Annotated in this window: 14 protein-coding genes; 9 read left to right on the forward strand and 5 right to left on the reverse strand. The window is 43.9% G+C overall.

The window, feature by feature from the left end:
* Positions 1-197 precede the first annotated feature (197 nt).
* Entirely contained in the window at positions 198-488 is a 291-nt protein-coding gene (locus GA693_RS02160; RefSeq protein ID WP_004810787.1) for a co-chaperone GroES, read from the forward strand.
* A 57-nt stretch (positions 489-545) separates the two neighbouring features.
* The gene (groL, locus tag GA693_RS02165) at positions 546-2180 is read left to right on the forward strand and encodes a chaperonin GroEL (RefSeq protein ID WP_127798938.1); all 1635 of its coding nucleotides are present in this window, start codon (positions 546-548) and stop codon (positions 2178-2180) included.
* 431 nt (positions 2181-2611) lie between these two features.
* Here the strand turns inward: groL and GA693_RS02170 are convergent, their stop codons facing one another.
* A complete protein-coding gene (locus tag GA693_RS02170; protein WP_160241517.1) occupies positions 2612-3025 on the reverse strand; it encodes a hypothetical protein in 414 nt (137 codons plus the stop codon).
* A gap of 484 nt (positions 3026-3509) precedes the next feature.
* On the opposite strand from GA693_RS02170, the gene GA693_RS02175 reads away from it, so the two are divergent.
* Entirely contained in the window at positions 3510-5111 is a 1602-nt protein-coding gene (locus GA693_RS02175) for a YadA-like family protein (protein WP_160241516.1), read from the forward strand.
* A gap of 200 nt (positions 5112-5311) precedes the next feature.
* A complete protein-coding gene (locus tag GA693_RS02180) occupies positions 5312-6463 on the forward strand; it encodes a helix-turn-helix transcriptional regulator (RefSeq protein ID WP_160241515.1) in 1152 nt (383 codons plus the stop codon).
* A gap of 35 nt (positions 6464-6498) precedes the next feature.
* Here the strand turns inward: GA693_RS02180 and GA693_RS02185 are convergent, their stop codons facing one another.
* Positions 6499-7701 carry a hypothetical protein gene (locus GA693_RS02185; protein ID WP_160241514.1) on the reverse strand — a complete coding sequence of 401 codons (1203 nt, stop codon included), beginning with the start codon at positions 7699-7701 and terminating at the stop codon, positions 6499-6501.
* Positions 7702-7981: 280 nt separating this feature from the next.
* Here GA693_RS02185 and GA693_RS02190 point away from each other — a divergent pair, with 280 nt between their 5' ends.
* The 3 genes from GA693_RS02190 to GA693_RS02200 all read left to right on the forward strand — a co-directional run bounded on the left by GA693_RS02190 (position 7982) and on the right by GA693_RS02200 (position 13211).
* A complete protein-coding gene (locus tag GA693_RS02190) occupies positions 7982-11074 on the forward strand; it encodes a multidrug efflux RND transporter permease subunit (protein WP_160241513.1) in 3093 nt (1030 codons plus the stop codon).
* A 117-nt stretch (positions 11075-11191) separates the two neighbouring features.
* The gene (gene mgtE, locus GA693_RS02195) at positions 11192-12529 is read left to right on the forward strand and encodes a magnesium transporter (RefSeq protein ID WP_160241512.1); all 1338 of its coding nucleotides are present in this window, start codon (positions 11192-11194) and stop codon (positions 12527-12529) included.
* An 88-nt stretch (positions 12530-12617) separates the two neighbouring features.
* Positions 12618-13211: a DUF4112 domain-containing protein gene (locus tag GA693_RS02200; RefSeq protein WP_160241511.1), complete on the forward strand. Its 594-nt coding sequence runs from the start codon at positions 12618-12620 to the stop codon at positions 13209-13211.
* Between the two features lie 94 nt (positions 13212-13305).
* Here GA693_RS02200 and htpX read toward each other — a convergent pair whose 3' ends face one another.
* Both htpX and GA693_RS02210 read right to left on the reverse strand, forming a co-directional pair.
* A complete protein-coding gene (gene htpX, locus GA693_RS02205; RefSeq protein WP_005176364.1) occupies positions 13306-14211 on the reverse strand; it encodes a protease HtpX in 906 nt (301 codons plus the stop codon).
* A gap of 115 nt (positions 14212-14326) precedes the next feature.
* Positions 14327-15169, reverse strand: a complete 843-nt coding sequence (locus tag GA693_RS02210; protein ID WP_034597413.1) for a lytic transglycosylase domain-containing protein — start codon at positions 15167-15169, stop codon at positions 14327-14329.
* Positions 15170-15677: 508 nt separating this feature from the next.
* On the opposite strand from GA693_RS02210, the gene ttcA reads away from it, so the two are divergent.
* Together ttcA and GA693_RS02220 are read left to right on the forward strand one after the other, a co-directional pair.
* The gene (gene ttcA, locus GA693_RS02215) at positions 15678-16601 is read left to right on the forward strand and encodes a tRNA 2-thiocytidine(32) synthetase TtcA (RefSeq protein ID WP_005176370.1); all 924 of its coding nucleotides are present in this window, start codon (positions 15678-15680) and stop codon (positions 16599-16601) included.
* 216 nt (positions 16602-16817) lie between these two features.
* Positions 16818-17201, forward strand: a complete 384-nt coding sequence (locus tag GA693_RS02220) for an SCP2 sterol-binding domain-containing protein (RefSeq protein ID WP_016659963.1) — start codon at positions 16818-16820, stop codon at positions 17199-17201.
* 71 nt (positions 17202-17272) lie between these two features.
* Here GA693_RS02220 and GA693_RS02225 read toward each other — a convergent pair whose 3' ends face one another.
* Positions 17273-18388, reverse strand: a complete 1116-nt coding sequence (locus GA693_RS02225) for an MltF family protein (RefSeq protein WP_005176374.1) — start codon at positions 18386-18388, stop codon at positions 17273-17275.
* Positions 18389-18616 lie beyond the last annotated feature (228 nt).

Below are 18616 nucleotides of genomic sequence, written 5' to 3' on the forward strand. Positions count from 1 at the left end.
TATGGGGAATAAAGCGACAGTGGTCTGATGGCTGGCGAAAAAAAAGACAAAAAACAGATTTTTTTTCATTTTTCCCCTTGAAGCGTTTTTTTCCATCCCCACAAAAGTGACATCTAAAATTCATTTTGATGATGACCAAAGGAATAAATAAGTCGTCATCAGTTATCTAACGAAGACTTAGTCTGATGGAGTTATTTATGAGCAACATTCGTCCATTACATGACCGTGTAGTAATTCGTCGTGTCGAAGAAGAAACAAAAACTGCTGGCGGCATTTTATTGCCAGGTTCTGCTGCTGAAAAACCTGCTCAGGGTGAAATCATTGCAGTTGGTAATGGTCAAATCACAGACAATGGCGTACGTGCATTAGATGTGAAAGTTGGCGATAAAGTATTGTTTGGTACCTATGCCGGCACCACTGTAAAAGTAGACGGTGAAGAACTGCTTATTATGAAAGAGTCTGACATTTTAGCTGTTTTAGAAGGCTAATTTCTCACTAACTCAATGGTTATCAGATTTAGTTAAGATTTAAAATTGGAGTAAATCATGTCAGCTAAAGACGTAAAATTTGGTGATTCAGCTCGTAGCAAAATGATTGCGGGTGTCAACATTCTTGCAGATGCAGTGAAAGTAACTTTAGGTCCTAAAGGCCGTAACGTGGTGATCGACCGTTCTTTCGGCGCACCGCACATCACTAAAGATGGTGTTTCTGTTGCGAAAGAAATCACGTTAAAAGACAAGTTCGAGAACATGGGTGCGCAACTGGTTCGTGAAGTGTCTTCTAAAACCAATGACATTGCAGGTGACGGTACCACAACTGCAACTGTATTGGCGCAAGCCATCCTGAACGAAGGCATCAAGTCAGTGACTGCGGGTATGAACCCAATGGACTTGAAACGCGGTATCGACATCGCGGTGAAAACTTTAGTGGCTGAAATCAAATCAACTGCACAACCTGCATCTGATTCGAAAGCAATTGAACAAGTCGGTTCGATCTCTGCAAACTCTGACACCACTGTAGGTGCTTTAATTGCACAAGCAATGGAAAAAGTGGGCAAAGAAGGCGTAATCACTGTTGAAGAAGGTTCAGGCTTTGAAGATGCGCTTGACGTTGTAGAGGGTATGCAGTTTGACCGTGGTTATATCTCTCCATACTTCGCCAACAAACAAGATACGCTCACTGCTGAACTTGAAAATCCGTTCATCCTGCTGGTAGACAAAAAAGTCAGCAACATCCGTGAACTGATTACGGTTCTTGAAGCGGTTGCAAAAACAGGTAAGCCACTATTAATTATCGCTGAAGATGTTGAAGGTGAAGCGCTTGCGACGCTTGTTGTGAACAATATGCGCGGCATCATCAAAGTATGTGCGGTGAAAGCACCTGGTTTCGGTGACCGTCGTAAAGCAATGCTGCAAGACATCGCGATCTTGACTGGCGGTACTGTGATTTCTGAAGAAATCGGTATGCAGTTAGACCAAACAACGCTTGAACACTTAGGTACTGCACACAAAGTAACTGTATCTAAAGAAAACACCGTGATTGTGGATGGTGCGGGTAACGCAGGCCAAATCGCTGAGCGTGTTCAACAAATCCGTGCGCAAATCGAAGAATCGACTTCTGAATACGATAAAGAAAAACTTCAAGAACGCGTTGCTAAATTGGCAGGCGGTGTAGCAGTGATCAAGATCGGTGCTGCAACTGAAGTTGAAATGAAAGAGAAAAAAGACCGCGTAGACGACGCGCTTCATGCAACTCGCGCTGCAGTTGAAGAAGGTGTGGTTGCTGGTGGTGGTGTTGCACTGGTACGTGCTGCCAAAGCACTTGACGGTGTAACAGGTGCCAACGATGACCAAAACGTAGGGATCAACATCCTGCGCCGTGCAATCGAAGCGCCGCTTCGTCAAATCGTGGCAAACGCAGGTGATGAACCATCTGTTGTGATCAACGCTGTGAAAAATGGTGAAGGTAACTTCGGTTATAACGCTGCAACTGGTGAATACGGCGACATGCTTGAAATGGGTATTCTTGACCCAGCGAAAGTAACCCGTTCTGCACTTGAGCATGCTGCATCTGTTGCGGGCTTAATGCTCACAACTGAGTGCATGATCACTGAAATCCCAGAAGAAAAACCAGCAATGCCTGACATGGGCGGCATGGGTGGTATGGGCGGCATGATGTAATACATCTGCTGGTCATTCGATCATAAAAATCCCCGCAATTGCGGGGATTTTTTAATTTTAAATAAAATAAAAGTGAGATTTTTGTGAAAAATATAGTAAAATTTGAGACATAAGTTGAATCTAGCTTAGAAAATGCCAACAGGACATCTTTTTCTATTTTAAAATTGATTAATGTTTATTTTTGTAAGATTTGATCTTGGTTTATATGAACTTTTGATTTATTATTTAATCAAAATATAATTGATATGTGGCGATATGAACAGTACAGTTATAAATAACGAGGGAAAAAGTTCAGAAGATCATTCTGAACTGATATTAATTCGTAAATGTGAATTAAAAGCTTTATACCGCAAATTAAAAGAGTATGAAGATCGCATAAGTGGGTACGAACGTGAACATAAAAAAATTTTAGCTTATTTCATGAATAAAACTTATAATTGATTCAATTCATCAATCAATTTTTTAATGATATCTTTGTGATTCTTTTTTAAAGAGCGAAATTTTAGGTAATAGTCTAGATCTCCAACATCATGTTCTGCAATCTGAACACTATGATTAATATTTTCGTCTCCAAATCTAAGCCATTGATTAGATACATTTAACCAAATCGCTAAAATAGAGAGTTTATCTTGGCTAGGGATGGCCTTACCTAATAACCAGTTATTTGCAGATTGCACCGAAATAGACGTGCCATCATAACGGTTATTAAACTCCTTGGATAAATAAGTCGGACTAATAGGGTGTCCGTTATCCATTAAAGCTTGTTTCAAACGTTCGGCAAATAATTTTTTTTCTTCTTGACTGCTCATAAAACCCATTCTCTCTCTTTCTAAACCATCATACATTTTTAAATTCTATCTTAAAAATGTATTTTGAATGCCACAATATTTTTCAGAGCCCAATTTTAAGAAAACTCTATTCATACTTCAATTGTAACAAAGTCCTTTAGCTTATCTTGTTGTAATTATTTGTAATTTTTATTTATTTCTACACTTTATATTGAATTCAACTAAATAAAAATATTAGTCAATCAATCTGTGAATTAATCAATATTAATTTATAATTTTTAAATTTTAATTGTTTTAAAAACATATGCTTACATGGAATCATTGGTTTTTATTACTTCATTAATCAACTTTAAATTGAAAATAAATCAAATTTTGATTGATATTTTTGTTTCAGTTTGTATATTATTGCCTCAGGACCGCTAGAGCAGCGGTAACCGGGTGGATGGAATTCTCCAGAACAACCAGACATTCAACTCAGTTTTACTGGTTTACATCATCCTAGGGTAGGCCAGTCTTTTTATAAAAATTGAAGGAAATTTATATGAAATTTCAGAAAACTCTCTTAGCTGTAGCTCTTTCTATTTCAGCTGTAGCAGTAACAGCAGCAGAAGTTACACCTGTAAAAGGTAAAACACCAGTTTACCAGTATGGTAAAACTACTGATATCGGTGCTACTGATGTTATCTACAAAATCAATGATGTAGCGTATACTTTAACTGGCGAAGGTTTTGTTAAGTTTGAAGGTGATGCTTCTGAATACAGTAACCTATTACGTGGTGGTCTGGTTGACTCTTCTCAAGTAATCGGTGTAGAAGAAGAACAAATTATTTCTGGTGGTTATACAGCAGAAACAATCTATGCTGGTAAATGGAAAGACACTATCGTTTTTAATGAAGGCGGCCTAACATCACTTAATGGTACAATTACTGCGCCTGAAGCTAATACTGAAGAGAAAATTTCAGCTGATATTAATGTACCAGGATATGACTACCTTAAAAAATCAGAATATCAAGATTTTACAGCTGGTAACATCAGTGAAAATAGTGTTGGTGTAGCTGTTGTTGATGGGGTTGATATTTATGATCAAGATGAAAACCTCGTTTCTTCTGTGGGATCAGGTTCAGCGCTTACTTCAAAAGGTTTAGGTCTAGTTCATGAAGTAAATACGCTTAATCCTAATGTATTAGTTGATCTTGATAAAGGTCTGGTAACAGAAACTAAAATTACTGGTGTAGAAACTCCAAACCAAGAAGTGAAAGCTTACGGTACTGGTACAGATATTAAAGTTATTGAAGTTGCTGGTAAATTCTATAACGTTGGTGAAAAAGGATCTTTGACTGAAACTACTGATGCTGGTGGCTTGGCGCTAATTGGAGCTGGTGCAGCAACAGGTTTTAGCGATTCAAAAACTGAAATCAAAACAAATCAAGCATTTGTTGGTGCTCAAAATGTAAAATATGGCGAGTCTAAAGTTTCTTATGACAATGCTAATACTATTACAGTTGGTAATGCTGATGTAGGTAGTGTTTTAGCAGCTGGTACAGAATATACAATCGGTGGTGCTAACGCTAACCGTGTCGAAACTGCTCACTCAGTAACTACTGGTATTATTGGTGCAGATCAAAATGCTAATAATGTATACGGTTTAACTGTTGCTAAAACTGAAACTGGTAAAGCAGATCAATTTACAACTGTAACTGCAGCTGGCATTGAAACTACTGGTGACATCGCTTTTGTTGATGCTGCTACTGGTTCAAAAACTTCTGTGAAAGGCTACTTAGAAGAAACTTCTAAAGCTGTTGATGCTAAAGTTGATGCTGCTTTAGTAGAAGTTGATTCTCGTTTAACTCAATTCAATTCTACAGCAGCTCGTTTAAACAGCCGTATTGATGACGTAGAGCAAACTGCTTACCGTGGTATTGCGATTGCGTTAGCTGCTCAACAACAAATTCCTAACATCGGTGCTGGTCAATTCGCAGTATTCGGTGGTGTAGGTCACTATGAAGGTGAAACTGCCGGTGCTTTAGGTGTTGCAAGCGTATTCGCTGATGGCCGTACTTCTCTAAGTGCTGCTCTTGGTTTCGCTGGCGGTAACGAAGTTGGTGGCCGTGTAGGTGTTTCATATGTGTTTGGCGGTAAATAATTTACCTTCAACATAGTTGAAATAAAATCCCCGCAATTGCGGGGATTTTTTTATATGCAGGTCAATAAAAAACACAATGCAGTAAAACTAAACTTAATGCATAAAAAAGTAAGAAATAGATAAATGGTTCAAAAATAATTAAATGTATGATGAGCTTTTGTATTAAATTGGTAGGGCTTAATGTTTAAGCTGGGGGAGAGATGAAAGAACAAGAACACCAGATCATTGGGTTAATTTATGATGCCGCGATGGATACGCGTTTATGGCCGCAAGTAATTGAAGCCATTGTGCACTACACCAACAGTAAAACCGCGATTTTTACCGCTTTGGACCAATTGAGTCCAAGTTATGACTTTGTGCATACTTATAATATTCCGCAAGCCTGTATTGATGCCTATCAGGACGAACGGATTAAAGTCATTGATATGAAACTGCATGCGCCGTTATGGCAGCAAATCGGGGTGGGGGATACTATTGAACAAAACTTGCAGTCCTATGGCCAGATGCCAGGCACAGATGAATATATCTTTTATGAGCGCTGTCTGGAACCAACCGGGATTTGTCATATCGCAGCTGTTTTACTTGATCAGGGGCAACATCGTTGGGCGGTCTTGGGTATTCACCGGGCGCCAGATGTAGCGCCGTATCAACAAAAAGAGTTGGATTTTTTAAAGCATTTGGGTGTGCATTTGCGCCGTGCTTTACAAATCCATCGTCAGTTTAGTTTAGTTAAACAAGAAAATTTAAGTTTGTATAGCGTGCTCGATCATTTAAAAACAGGTGTGATTTTGCTTGATCATCAGCTGAGTTTGACTTATTCAAACCCTTTAGCTCAAAGCATGCTGCAACACGATTCATGTTTAGATTTGGACTTGTATAATCGTTTAAAAACCCATGCTTATGATCAAAATCGTTTAGATCAATTATTACATTCAGCGTTGTTGGGACAGTCGGCTTTAAACGCAGATGTAGGCGGTGTATTGGCTTTGTCAGATGCGAAAGGACAACAATTAATGCTGACTATCGTACCTTTTTCTAAATTAAAAAATATGCAGCATCAAAATGCAGGACAACATCAAATTGCGGTATTTCTGACCGATAAGCATCAGCACTATGCCTTGTCTAAAGCCTATTTGCAGCAAGCTTATCAATTGTCTAAACGTGAATTTGAGTTGTGTGAGTTGTTGGTCAATGGCTATAAATTGGAAGAAATAGCAGAACATTGTGGTATTACTCTAAGTTCAGTGCGGACCTATTTTAAAAATATTTATGAAAAGACGAGTTGCACATCGCAAATTGAACTCATGCATTTGTTGATGGGCTGTACTATTCATTTTGAGCATATCGGTTAAAGCTGCCTAAATTTGATTAGGCAGCTTTATCGTGTTTAATTGCTACGTTGTAGAGTGACAGGGTCTTCACCTTGAGGATGTAAGGTCAAGCTTGTACCTGAAATACTATAAGTTGCATTAACTTTGCTGTTATCCCAAGGGTCATGCAATCCACCACAGTCATTGGTGTCATATAAAATTTCTGTTGCAGAGAGTGTATTGGCGGTCGTGGTATATTTACCATATTCAATACCTGGGTTAGCGCAATCATCATCGCCTTCTGTGTCTAAGAAGAAATAGTATCCTGTGTCAAAGAAAGCGAACAAATGAGTTTGATTGAGTTTCCAAGTGCCAACTAAGCCTGTGGATTGTTTTACTTTGTTGAAAATATAGATGCTATTACTTCCTACGTCAGTCAGTACTAAATTTGTACCGTTATAATTTAAGCGGAAATGACCATTATTGTCTGGGTGGGAAAGCCCGTAGTCACCATTGGTATCTTCTGAAATGAGTGGTATGAGAGTGCTGTCAATTGAGTTCCAATTGAGTCGGCCCATTTCAATACCTGCATGCCCAGTTTCATCCGTTATATCTGCTTCACCTAGCGCATAACGTCCGTCTGGTAAAATATGTAATATGACAGCAGTGCTTTCAGTACGCCCAATTTCCCAAGTGCCTGCAATATCTTTATAGAAAGTGGCTTGGAAGTTTTCTGCAGCTTTTTCTGGTGTCACGATTCGATCTAGTGGGATATCGGTTTTAGGGATCACTTCATTCACAAACGTAGTTGAAAACTCTGCGGGTGCTTGCTCGAAATTCATATTCACAGCGGTTAAGGCTGTTTGAGTGTCTGCAGTAATTTTAATTCCATTGCTATGGTCGCCATCATCATCTAAGGTTTGTAAAAACACCATTAAATTTGTTCGGGCATTTTCTGATTCAGCTAAATCTAATGGTGTAATACGTGCTTTGGCTTCAATCGCTTCACCCAGTTGTACATCACCAATAAAGAAGCGGACAGTATCTCCCTCATTGTATTCAAATTCGCCATCTAGATTGGTTGTACCCTCAATACTTTCACCTGTGCTGCTGGTTCTGACATATTTAACACCGCCCACTGGTCCATCAGTCAGTACCCCAATTTGTGAAGCAGTGGATGGTGGTGGAGATGGCGGACTGTTATTGCTTGAGTCATTGTCGGAACCACCACAAGCAGTCAGTAAGGCTGCTAAGGTTATGCTAAGTAATGTTTTTTTCATCATGATTTCCTTGTCGTCGCGTCAGCTATGCACTGAGTTTAAAAAAAGGAAAATCCGGGCTGTATCCTAAAACTAGGAGGGTAGGTGACTAAATATGTGAGAAATTATGTGGAAACCACAATATTTTTGTGTCAAAAGCACATTTTTTAATATGTAGTCACAGAAGTTGTATTGAGCTGTGTTAATTTGAAATACGGTTTAAATAGTTTTGTTGCATACAAAAACTTGATGATTCCGCGATTTGAAATTCAACACTGCCACCTAAAAGTGACCCTGTTTTATGCTGTCTAAATTTTTTATTGAACGTCCGATTTTCGCTGGTGTGCTCGCAATTATTGTGATGGCGCTGGGGATTTTTTCAGTATTAAATTTACCTGTAGAACGCTATCCAGATATTGCTCCGCCACGTATTACCGTCAGTGCGACCTATACGGGTGCTTCTGCTGAAACAGTTGAAGAAAGTGTAACGCAGATCTTAGAGCAGCAAATTAAAGGGCTAGATCATTTACTGTATTTCAGTTCTAGCAGTGATTCTTCAGGGCGCAGCCGTATCAGCATCAGTTTTGAAAATGGCACAGACCCAGATACCGCACAGGTGCAGGTGCAAAATGCGATTAACAGCGCCATTAACCGTTTGCCTGAAGATGTACAGCGCCAAGGCGTGAATGTGTTTAAATCTCTGGGTGATACCCATATGGTCATCGGGTTGTATGACAGCGCTGGTCACAGTTCCAATATTGAACTGTCCGATTATATGATGACCCATCTGGAACAGGATCTGGCGCGTATTGAAGGCGTGGGTGAGGTGGATGTCTTCGGTTCGCAATATGCCATGCGAATCTGGTTGAATCCTTTAAAACTGAAACAGTATGCCTTAATGCCAAGCGATATTCGGGCCGCTGTTGAAGCCCAGAATACCCAGGTGGCAGCCGGCAGTATTGGCGATTTACCCACCGCAACCGATCAGTATTTAAATGCCAAAGTCACCTCCGGTTCACGTTTAAAAACTGTCGAAGAATTTGAAAATGTAATTTTAAAGTCGGCCCAGGACGGCAGTTTTGTTTATTTAAAAGATGTGGCGCGGGTCGAGCTGGGGGCAGAAAATTATCAGTCCTTTAATACGATTAACGGCTATCCTTCAGCTGCGCTGGGCATTTCCCTGGCCTCTGGCGCCAATGCACTGGCGACATCGGCTTTAATCCAGCAGGAAATTGATCATCTCTCCAAACAGTTGCCCGAAGGCTACAAGATTGTCTATCCACGCGATAATACGCCGTTTGTGAAGGAGTCGATGAAAGAGGTGGTAAAAACCCTCATTGAAGCGATTATTCTGGTGGTGATCGTGATGTTCCTGTTTTTACAGAACTGGCGCGCTACCTTAATTCCGACCATCACCGTACCGGTGGTGATTTTAGGTACCCTGACAGTGCTGTATGTGCTGGGCATGACCATCAATACCTTAACCCTGTTTGCGCTGGTACTGGCGATTGGCCTGCTGGTCGATGATGCGATTGTGGTCGTAGAAAATGTTGAGCGTTTGATGCATGAGCAGCAGCTTTCAGCCAAACAGGCGGCAATCCAGTCGATGCAGGAAATTAGCGGGGCACTGGTCGGGATTACCTTGGTGCTGACCGCGGTGTTTATTCCGATGGCATTTTTTGGTGGCTCGACCGGGGTCATCTACCGTCAGTTTTCCATCACCCTGGTGGCCGCGATGTCCTTATCTTTGCTGGTGGCACTGATTTTAACCCCGGCCTTATGTGCCTTAATTTTAAAGCCAAAGCAGAAAACCGCCCGATGGGCCGCCTGGTTTAATCAGAAACTGGAAAATCTGAAACAGCATTATCTGCGTTCTTCAAGCTGGACCCTGCAACATCGCACCATCTGTCTGGTGATTTTTGTGGCTTTAATCGGGGTATTTGCCTTGTTCTATCGAGCCTTGCCGACCAGCTTTATTCCAAGTGAAGATCAGGGCATGCTCACGGTGCAATTTAAGTTGCAAGAAGGCGCACCACTGTCAAAAAGCCGTGAAGTTGGTGAAACGATTCGTGCCTATTTTATTGAACAGGAACAGGCCAATGTTGATCTAGTGATGATTCGCTATGGCCGTAATTTCTCAGGTACTGGTCAGAACTTGGGGCAGGGCTTTATTGCGCTGAAACACTGGGATGATCGTCCGGGCAGTGACAATGCTGCGCAGGCAATTCGTGAGCGGGCCATGCAGCATTTCCAGCGTCATCCAGATGCGCAGATTATGATTGGGATGCCGGCCTCGGTGCGCGGTTTAGGCCAGACCGATGGCCTGCAGTTTTGGCTGCGAGATTTAAATGGGCAGGGCCGTGATTATCTGGAGCAGCAATTCCAGAGCCTGCGCAGTCAGGCCGACCGTTATTCCAGCTTTGCCAATCTGGATAAAAAATCCAATCCGGAAAAAGCCGAGCTGAATGTCAATATTCATCAGAAACAGGCCATGGCCAATGGCCTGAGCCAAGGCGCGATTAACAGCACCTTGTCGGCGGCATGGGGCGGCAGTTATATCAATGACTTTATTGATCGTGGCCGGATTAAACGGGTGATTATGCAGGGTGATGCCGAGTTCCGTGCCACCCCGGAAGATTTGCAGGCCTGGTCGGTCCGTAATGCCAACGGGCAGATGGTGCCGTTTGGTAATTTCTCTACCCTGAGCTGGGGCGGCGGACCAGAAGTGGTGAACCGGTTTATGGGCTATACCGCACTGGAAATGGAAGCCGATACCGCAGCCGGTGCCAGCTCTGGTCAGGCCATGCAGGATATTCAGCAGCTGGTTGACCAGCAGGACGGTGTCGATCTGGCCTGGAGCGGCTTGTCCTTTGAAGAAAAGCAGTCCAGCAATCAGGCTTTATTGCTGTATCTGGTATCAATTGGTTTTATCTTCCTGTGTCTGGCAGCGCTGTATGAAAGCTGGACCATTCCAACTGCGGTGATGAGCGCGATTCCACTGGGTATTGGTGGTAATATCCTGTTCAGCTACCTGGCCGGGTTCCCGAATGATATCTATTTCCAGATTGCACTGCTGACCACCATCGGCCTGTCCTGTAAAAATGCGATTCTGATTGTCGAGTTTGCTTCGATGGCGCAGCAGCAGGGGCGCAGCGCCGTGGAAGCCGCACTGGAAGGAGCGAGTCTGCGTTTACGTCCTATTCTGATGACCTCGCTGGCCTTTGGGGCCGGGGTCATTCCGCTGGTATTTGCCTTTGGTGCCGGTGCGGTCAGCCGTCAGGAAATTGGCGTGAGTGTGCTGGGTGGGGTGATTTTCGGTACGGTTCTGGTGCTGATCTTTATTCCCTTTATGTATGTACTGGTGCGTTCGATCTTTAAACTGAAACAGGCCTGATCCGCCGGGTTTATACAGAGAAAAATGCTGCTGCTTCAGGGACACTGCGGCAGCACGCAGATGCAGTGCAAATCACTTTACATTTTAAAAAATAACCAAGAATAATGATGAGAGTTTATGCTGAATCCTTTTGAACTTCAGGCACTGGAACAGGCCATTTTGCAGCAGCATCCAGAGCGGGTACAGACCCTGATTGCGCATATGAATCCGGCCGATTTGGCGGTCTGGATTGAACAGCTGTCGCTGCAAGCGCAGGTTCGGTTGATTCCCACCCTGGAGCAGGCCGCGCTGATCTTTGAGTTTTTGCCAAAAACTGTGCAGGCGCAAATTGCCGAACAGCTGGACCCAGCCGATTTGTTGCAGCTGATGAGTGCCATGCATTCAGATGACCGGACCGACCTGTTTAAAGGTTTGAGTCCGACGCTACAGCCGTGGATTCTGGCCGAGCTGGCCCCGGAAAAACGTCAGCAAATTCAGCAGCTGGCGGCTTACCCGGAAGAATCTGCCGGGGCGATCATGAGTTCGGATTTTGTGACTTTATCCCCAGAGCTGACGATCCAGCAGGCGATTGAACAGTTGCGTCAGGTGGCGGCAGACCGGGAAACCCTGTACCTGATTTATATTGTCGATGCGCTACAGCATCTGCTCGGTGTGGTGTCCTTGCGGCAGATTATTCAGGCCGCGCCAGAGGTACAGCTGCAGCATCTCATGACCACGGATCTGGTGATGGGCCAGGTCGATGAAGATCAGGAACAGATTGCCTGGAAGCTGGCGCATTATGATTTTCTGGCCTTGCCGATTGTTGATCAGGCGCAGCGTCTGGTCGGGATTGTCACCTATGATGATGCCATGGACATTGTCGAGGCCGAAACTACTGAAGATATTTTAAAATCCGGTGCGATTGAATCCTTGCCCAACCTGAGCCTGAAAAATGCACCAATTTTATCTTTATATCGCCAGCGCGTGTTCTGGCTGGTATTTCTGGTGTTTGGCAGTTTGCTGTCCGGTTTTGGGATTGCCCATTTTGAAGAGATTATTGCCACGCATATTGTGCTGGTGTTCTTCTTGCCCTTGCTGGTCGGTAGTGGCGGGAATGCCGGGGCGCAATCGGCGACCTTAATGGTCCGTGCTTTAGCCACCGGCGATGTGCATTTTCGTGACTGGTTCTATCTGCTCGGGCGGGAAAGTCTGGTGGCGCTTTGTTTAGGTGGCACCATGGCACTGGCCGTGTCGGTACTGGGTTATGTGCGTGGCGATTTGATGGTGGCGGTGGTGTTGGCCTTAAGTATGCTGGGCATTGTGCTGATGGGCTGTCTGGTTGGCATGAGCCTGCCGTTTATTCTCAATAAGCTGAAACTGGACCCGGCCAGTGCGTCGGCACCTCTGGTGACCTCAATTTGCGATGCCAGCGGGGTGGTGGTTTATCTGTTTATTGCCTCACAGCTGTTGTTTTAGCCTGTATTTACAAAGCAGTAAAACGTTTGAGCAGCGCGCTCGAGTATAGTAAAAACATGACATAAATAGATAAAAATCAGGTTGATTCATGACAGAGCTGCACAGCCCCAAACCCAAACTTTCCCGGCAAGAGGTGATTCGCCTGGAGCGTGATCTGGCCAAGTTTGCCAATATGATGGATTCGGTGGTGCGGATTCCGTTTACCAAACAGGGCGTGGGCGCTGATGCGGCTTTAAGTACCATTCCGGTGGCCGGCGATCTGGCCGGTTTTGTGCTGACCTGTTATGCAATTTATAAAGCCAAACAGGTCGGCGTGCCACAAGCCAAACTGAATCCGGTCATGAAGCTGGCGGTTATGGATGCGGTGGTGGGCTTTATTCCGATTGCCGGGACGATTTTTGATATTTTTATTCGCCCTAGCCGTAAGGCGCTGGATATTGTGCATGATCATATCCGGCAGGAATATGATATCCAGAGTGACCATCATGTGGTGCATCCTTTCTTGCATGAAAAACTGGAGCAGAAGCAGCAATATTCGGCATTCTGGCGTAATCCTGTGGTGGCCTGGCTGTGGATTCATCTTCCTGATTTATTAGGCCTGTTGTTCCTGATCATTCTGGTGGTGGCGACCTTGGCCGGGCTGCAATGGGTCTGGCAGTGGATGCAGGGTTTAAATCTTTAAGTAAGCTGTCATCATTCCAACCAGTATCTATCACACATAAAAACAAAAGCCTCCATATGGAGGCTTTTGTCTATTTAACGGTTGGGCATTATTATTAAGGCAGGTTTAACTGCTGTAATGCCGCCACACGCTGTTCAATGGTCGGGTGGGTCTGGAATAACGCTGCCAGACTAAACCCTTGTTCCTGACCGGCAGAAATCGCGAAGGCTTTCATTTCTTTTGGCATTGCATCTGGCATTTCAGATTCGGCCTGTAAGCGTAACAGGGCAGAAATCATGGCCTGTTTGCCAGCCAGACGGGCACCCGCTTCATCGGCGCGGTATTCACGTTGACGCGAGAACCACATCACAATGGCCGAAGCCAGAATACCAAACACGATATCCAGCACAATGGTAATCACGAAGTAGGCAATGCCTGGCGCTTCGCCATCTTCACGGCCAAATACGTTACGATCAATGAAATCACCGGCAACACGGGCAAAGAACATCACGAAGGCGTTGACCACACCCTGGATTAACGCCAGCGTAACCATGTCACCATTGGCCACGTGACCAATTTCGTGCGCCAGTACGGCACGTAATTCATCTTTGTTCATACGCTCCAGCAGACCGGTTGAAACCGCCACCAAAGCATCATTCTTGTTCCAGCCGGTTGCAAAGGCATTCGACTGATAAGAAGGGAAGATACCCACTTCTGGCATTTTAATGCCAGCACGTTGCGACAATTGTGCAACTTCATTTAATAACCACGCTTCAGCCTGGTTACGTGGGGCATTCGGGTCAATCAGCTCTGTACCGGTGGTTTTTTTCGCCATCCATTTAGACATGAACAGGGAAATTAAAGAACCGACCATACCGAAGACAAAACAGATGACCAACAGGTTGCCTAGATTTAAGCCACCCGCGCCATGGTAACTACCGACACCGAAGAGTGACAAAATAATGCCAGCTACAACCAGTACCGCGAGGTTGGTTAGCAAGAACAAACCAATCCGCATCATTGAGTAAATCCTCTTAAAATGAAAATGTAATCTGATTCATAAATCATGCAAGTAAATATGCGGTGAATGTATTAAAAATTCAAGAAAAAATCGTGAAAATCAACAAAAAATCATCTTAGTCCGAAATGGTGATTCGGGCTGCAGCAGAGGCATGTGCCGTGGCATAGGAGCGGACCGGTGCATCGGTAAAGCTGCCATCTGCGGCAACAATAATTTCACGCGATGGGCGTGCAGGCTGGGCTGCAGTTAAATGCGAACCAGAAGAAAGCGTATTGGATTGGGCCAGTAACGGTCCCTGATCGCTACTGCTGACACCACCGGCATACAGATTGTGATAACGGCTGGTCACGCGGCGCACATAGTCCTGAGTTTCACGGAAGGGCGGAATGCCACCGTATTTGGCGACATTGCCTTCACCGGCATTATAACCGGCCAATGCTAAGGATGTATTACCGTTAAAACGTTTTAGTAACCAGGCCAGATATTTGGCCCCGGCCATAATATTTTCATAAGGATCGTAGGCATTAGAAACCTGAAAACGTTTGGCAGTGGCCGGCATCAGCTGCATTAAGCCTTGGGCCCCGACCGGAGAGCGAGCATTGACATTAAAGCCGGACTCGGTGTGCATGACGGCTTTAATCAGCCCAGACGAAATACCGTGGCGCTGCGCGGCCTGCTGGATAATATGGTCAAAGGCATTTTTATTGCGGCTATAGCTTGGTAAGACCGATGCTTCAGAGCTGCCCCAGTTGCTATAACGATGAATATTGCTGTCGGGATAATACGTCACTTTGACTTTTTTCAGGGACTGGTCTGAACTTTTACGATTGGTCAGCAGGGTAGAGCCATTATTGTCTTTATAGACATAAATCTGTCCGGCATGACTGTGCGATGCAACCGCAAGCAGCGTCACACATCCCCAAAAAGCCAGTTGTTTAAAATGTAATCTTTTATACATTATCGTATTCATTATGGTAACGAAGTTCATACTGTCCCCAAACAGGTGGTTTGAGTTTAACAAAAAAAACATTGATGAAAAGAGTCTTTACATTTATTTCCCCGTTTACTTTGTAAAAATCAAGCCCTGTTTGCTGACAGAACAATCAAAAAAAATATTTATTTTTTTTATTCTGGTCTGCTTGACACACTTAAACCATTGATTTTAATTATAAATAAAATTGATTAAAAAATGATCAATTTAAATAGAAGCCTTCAATTGCAGGCAAGTGACCTTGTCAAGTTGTTTTAAATCCACAAAGTTATCCACAGCTTTTGTGGAAAACTGTGGAAAAGTCCAAAAGATAAGCATCTTGCTTAAAAGATGAACGCAAACGTTCAAATTAGCATAAAAATAAAGACAGCGAGATGACAAAAAATGACAAGCAGGAAATTACATTCTTTTGATGCGTGCCGGGACTGAATCGGCTAAAATTGCGCGGTATTTTTTTTATGGGTAAATCTCGTCTATGTTCTCGCCAGTTGAGTCCGATCAAGGATTTAATTTTAAACCAGAACTGCCAACCAGCTCTGCGTATTACCGTTTGCTGAAAAAGCTGCGTCGCCAGGTGGGTCATGCCATTCGTGATTACAAGATGATCGAAGACGGTGACAAGGTCATGGTGTGTATTTCGGGTGGTAAAGACAGTTATACCTTACTGGATATTCTGTTGCAGTTTAAACGTATTGCCCCGATTCATTTTGATGTGGTGGCGGTGAATCTGGACCAGAAACAGCCGGGCTTCCCTGAAGATGTGCTGCCGCGTTATCTGGAAGAAAATAATATCCCGTATTATATTCTGGAAAAAGATACCTACAGTATTACCAAGCGTCTGACCCCGGAAGGCAAAACCTACTGTGCAGTGTGTTCGCGTCTGCGTCGTGGTTCACTGTACGGCTTTGCCCAGGAAATTGGGGCAACCAAGGTGGCACTGGGGCATCATCGTGATGATATTCTGGCGACTTTCTTCCTGAACCTGTTCCATGGCGGCAGCTTAAAGGCGATGCCACCGAAGCTGTTATCTTCCGACAAGAAGAATATGCTGATTCGTCCACTGGCTTATGTGGAAGAAAAAGACATCATCAAATACGCGCAAATGCGCCAGTTCCCGATTATTCCATGTAACCTGTGTGGTTCGCAGGAAAATCTGCAACGTGCGATTATCAATGACATGCTGCGTGAATGGGACAATGCCCATCCAAAACGTCTGCACAGTATTTTTGGTGCATTGCAAAATGTATCACCATCGCAACTGGCAGACCGCGAGCTGTTTGACTTTGAAGCACTCGATAGCGAGCGCGAGTTTGACTTTAAAGGCAGTTATTCGCACGAGAATGAAGATGGTCAGTCCAACCGCATCAACATGGTCAATTTAGGCTATGCAGCTGACTAAATAGTCAAAAAAAGCATTGAACTTCAGTTCAGTGCTTTTTTTATATATTTGAATTATTTCAATATTGTATTAAAAATATAAAATTTGAACGCATCGTACAAAAAATCTTAGCCATCTTTTATGATTACATGCTATAACAGGTCACAAGCATCATTGCTTCACAAAAATGTTGTCTGGACAGGCGACACAAATGAACAAATAAATTGAGGAATAATCATGCCTGCTTTTTTATCTGATGATTGGTTTGCAACCGTAGAGAACCTGACGGCTCAAGCTGGTGACTTAAATTTACCACCTGCGCTTGCGAATCTTGCAATTAATTTGGTTGTTACGGATGCTTCAGGCAATACAGAATTAGCTTTAGATGGTGGCAAAATCCAGAAAGGATTGTCTGCAAATGCAAAAACAACCCTGAATATGGATGCTGAGACCTTACGTAAAGTGTTCCTGGAGTTTGATATGGCTGCAGCCATGCAAGCCTTCATGACCGGTAAAATCAAAGTACAAGGCGATATGTCTCAATTAATGGCATTGCAAACTGCAAAACCAAGCCAAGAGCAAAAAGACCTGTTCAAAAACGTTTTGGCGCAAACCACCTGATTGTGACCCGACACAAAAAAGCTTACCCGAAGGTAAGCTTTTTTTTGCCTTGAAGATCAACGGTGAAGCATTTAAATATTCACCAGCTGCGGCGTGGTCTTGATGTGTTCCAGATAGGCACGGATACGGGTCACGTATTGTAAGGCCTGACGATAACGTCCGTTCTTGGCTTTATTGCCGTCTAAGTAAGCATACAGGTTGACCCAGTTGTTCGGGTTTTTACCGGTGGCCTGAATACGCTTCTGAATCTGGCTCACGGCACCCGGACCCATGTTATAGGCCACCAGTGCATACCAGTTACGGTCTGGAAACGGAATATGCTTATAACGGTTCAGCATCAGGTTGTAATACTTGGCACCGCCCTGAATGCTCTGGGTTGGATCGGTACGGTTACTGACGCCCATGGCTTTGGCTGTGCTGTTGGTCAGCATCATCAAACCACGAACACCGGTTGGTGAAACAGAGTTCGGCTTTAAGTACGATTCCTGATAACCAATGGCCGCCAGTAAATGCCAGTCCAGATCATACTGCTGCGCAGTGCGCTGGAAGCTGGCCTTATATAAAGGCATGCGATTGCTTAAGTCACGCTGGATAGTATTCCAGGATTCCTGCTTAACCACATTCTGGTTATAGAACGAGGCCAGCTGGTTGATGGCACCGCTTTGTTTGCCACGGCAGACAAAGGCACTGGCGGTCTGGCTCAGCGGATCATCGGCATGTTTAAATACCCAGTTTAAATTGCTGTTTAGGCCATTTTTCTGCAAGGTGTTTAAATCGCCACAGGTGGCCGAAAAACCGGTCAGATGCTTGTTTTCAATGCTCTGAATACTGGCAGTGGTCATGGCAAAGTTGGCTTTACCTGACGCCACCCATTGCAACGCTGTCGCATTGTCCGGTACGGTTTTAAACTCGAGTTTGACATTCAGGCTATGCGCATAGTTGCGCACCAGGTCATAACCAAAGCCATGCAGATGCTGACTGTTCTGAAACACGGTGGTCGGATTCGAAACAGAAACCACGGTCAATTTATTGTGATTGACCACGCGATCAAACTGATACGCTGCTTTACTTGCATTAATACTATGAAACGGAATTAACGCACTGCTTAATACTAAGACTTTTAAAGGGAGAGAGTTGAAAAAAGAGTGAAGGCCAAGCCTCGACCCAGAAGTTGAACTACTGTGCATGTTGTCTCCGCTACAAGTAATTTATGCCCTACAAAGCAGGAGGCAAAAGGCCTCAGACTTTTTCAAGTTTGATAAATTCAATAAGAGGGTGGGCACTCATGACGTCATTCAAAATGACATGGGATGAAAGATAAAAAATGTGGCTACGCCACACAGGTTAAAAAATGATCATAATTAAAAGATGTGCGCATAATAAAGACCAAAATTTGAGTTGTCAAATTTTGTCCA

Source organism: Acinetobacter indicus (assembly GCF_009914475.1).
Lineage (GTDB): Bacteria > Pseudomonadota > Gammaproteobacteria > Pseudomonadales > Moraxellaceae > Acinetobacter > Acinetobacter indicus.

Bases quoted from the DNA above. Each gene is read 5' to 3' on its own strand.
- ttcA (WP_005176370.1), top strand. From the start codon at position 15,678: ATGTTCTCGCCAGTTGAGTCCGATCAAGGATTTAATTTTAAACCAGAA.
- GA693_RS02180 (WP_160241515.1), top strand. From the start codon at position 5,312: ATGAAAGAACAAGAACACCAGATCATTGGGTTAATTTATGATGCCGCG.
- GA693_RS02210 (WP_034597413.1), bottom strand. From the start codon at position 15,169: ATGTATAAAAGATTACATTTTAAACAACTGGCTTTTTGGGGATGTGTG.
- GA693_RS02170 (WP_160241517.1), bottom strand. From the start codon at position 3,025: ATGTATGATGGTTTAGAAAGAGAGAGAATGGGTTTTATGAGCAGTCAA.
- GA693_RS02225 (WP_005176374.1), bottom strand. From the start codon at position 18,388: ATGCACAGTAGTTCAACTTCTGGGTCGAGGCTTGGCCTTCACTCTTTT.
- GA693_RS02160 (WP_004810787.1), top strand. From the start codon at position 198: ATGAGCAACATTCGTCCATTACATGACCGTGTAGTAATTCGTCGTGTC.
- GA693_RS02175 (WP_160241516.1), top strand. From the start codon at position 3,510: ATGAAATTTCAGAAAACTCTCTTAGCTGTAGCTCTTTCTATTTCAGCT.
- htpX (WP_005176364.1), bottom strand. From the start codon at position 14,211: ATGATGCGGATTGGTTTGTTCTTGCTAACCAACCTCGCGGTACTGGTT.
- GA693_RS02185 (WP_160241514.1), bottom strand. From the start codon at position 7,701: ATGAAAAAAACATTACTTAGCATAACCTTAGCAGCCTTACTGACTGCT.
- GA693_RS02190 (WP_160241513.1), top strand. From the start codon at position 7,982: ATGCTGTCTAAATTTTTTATTGAACGTCCGATTTTCGCTGGTGTGCTC.
- mgtE (WP_160241512.1), top strand. From the start codon at position 11,192: ATGCTGAATCCTTTTGAACTTCAGGCACTGGAACAGGCCATTTTGCAG.
- GA693_RS02200 (WP_160241511.1), top strand. From the start codon at position 12,618: ATGACAGAGCTGCACAGCCCCAAACCCAAACTTTCCCGGCAAGAGGTG.
- groL (WP_127798938.1), top strand. From the start codon at position 546: ATGTCAGCTAAAGACGTAAAATTTGGTGATTCAGCTCGTAGCAAAATG.
- GA693_RS02220 (WP_016659963.1), top strand. From the start codon at position 16,818: ATGCCTGCTTTTTTATCTGATGATTGGTTTGCAACCGTAGAGAACCTG.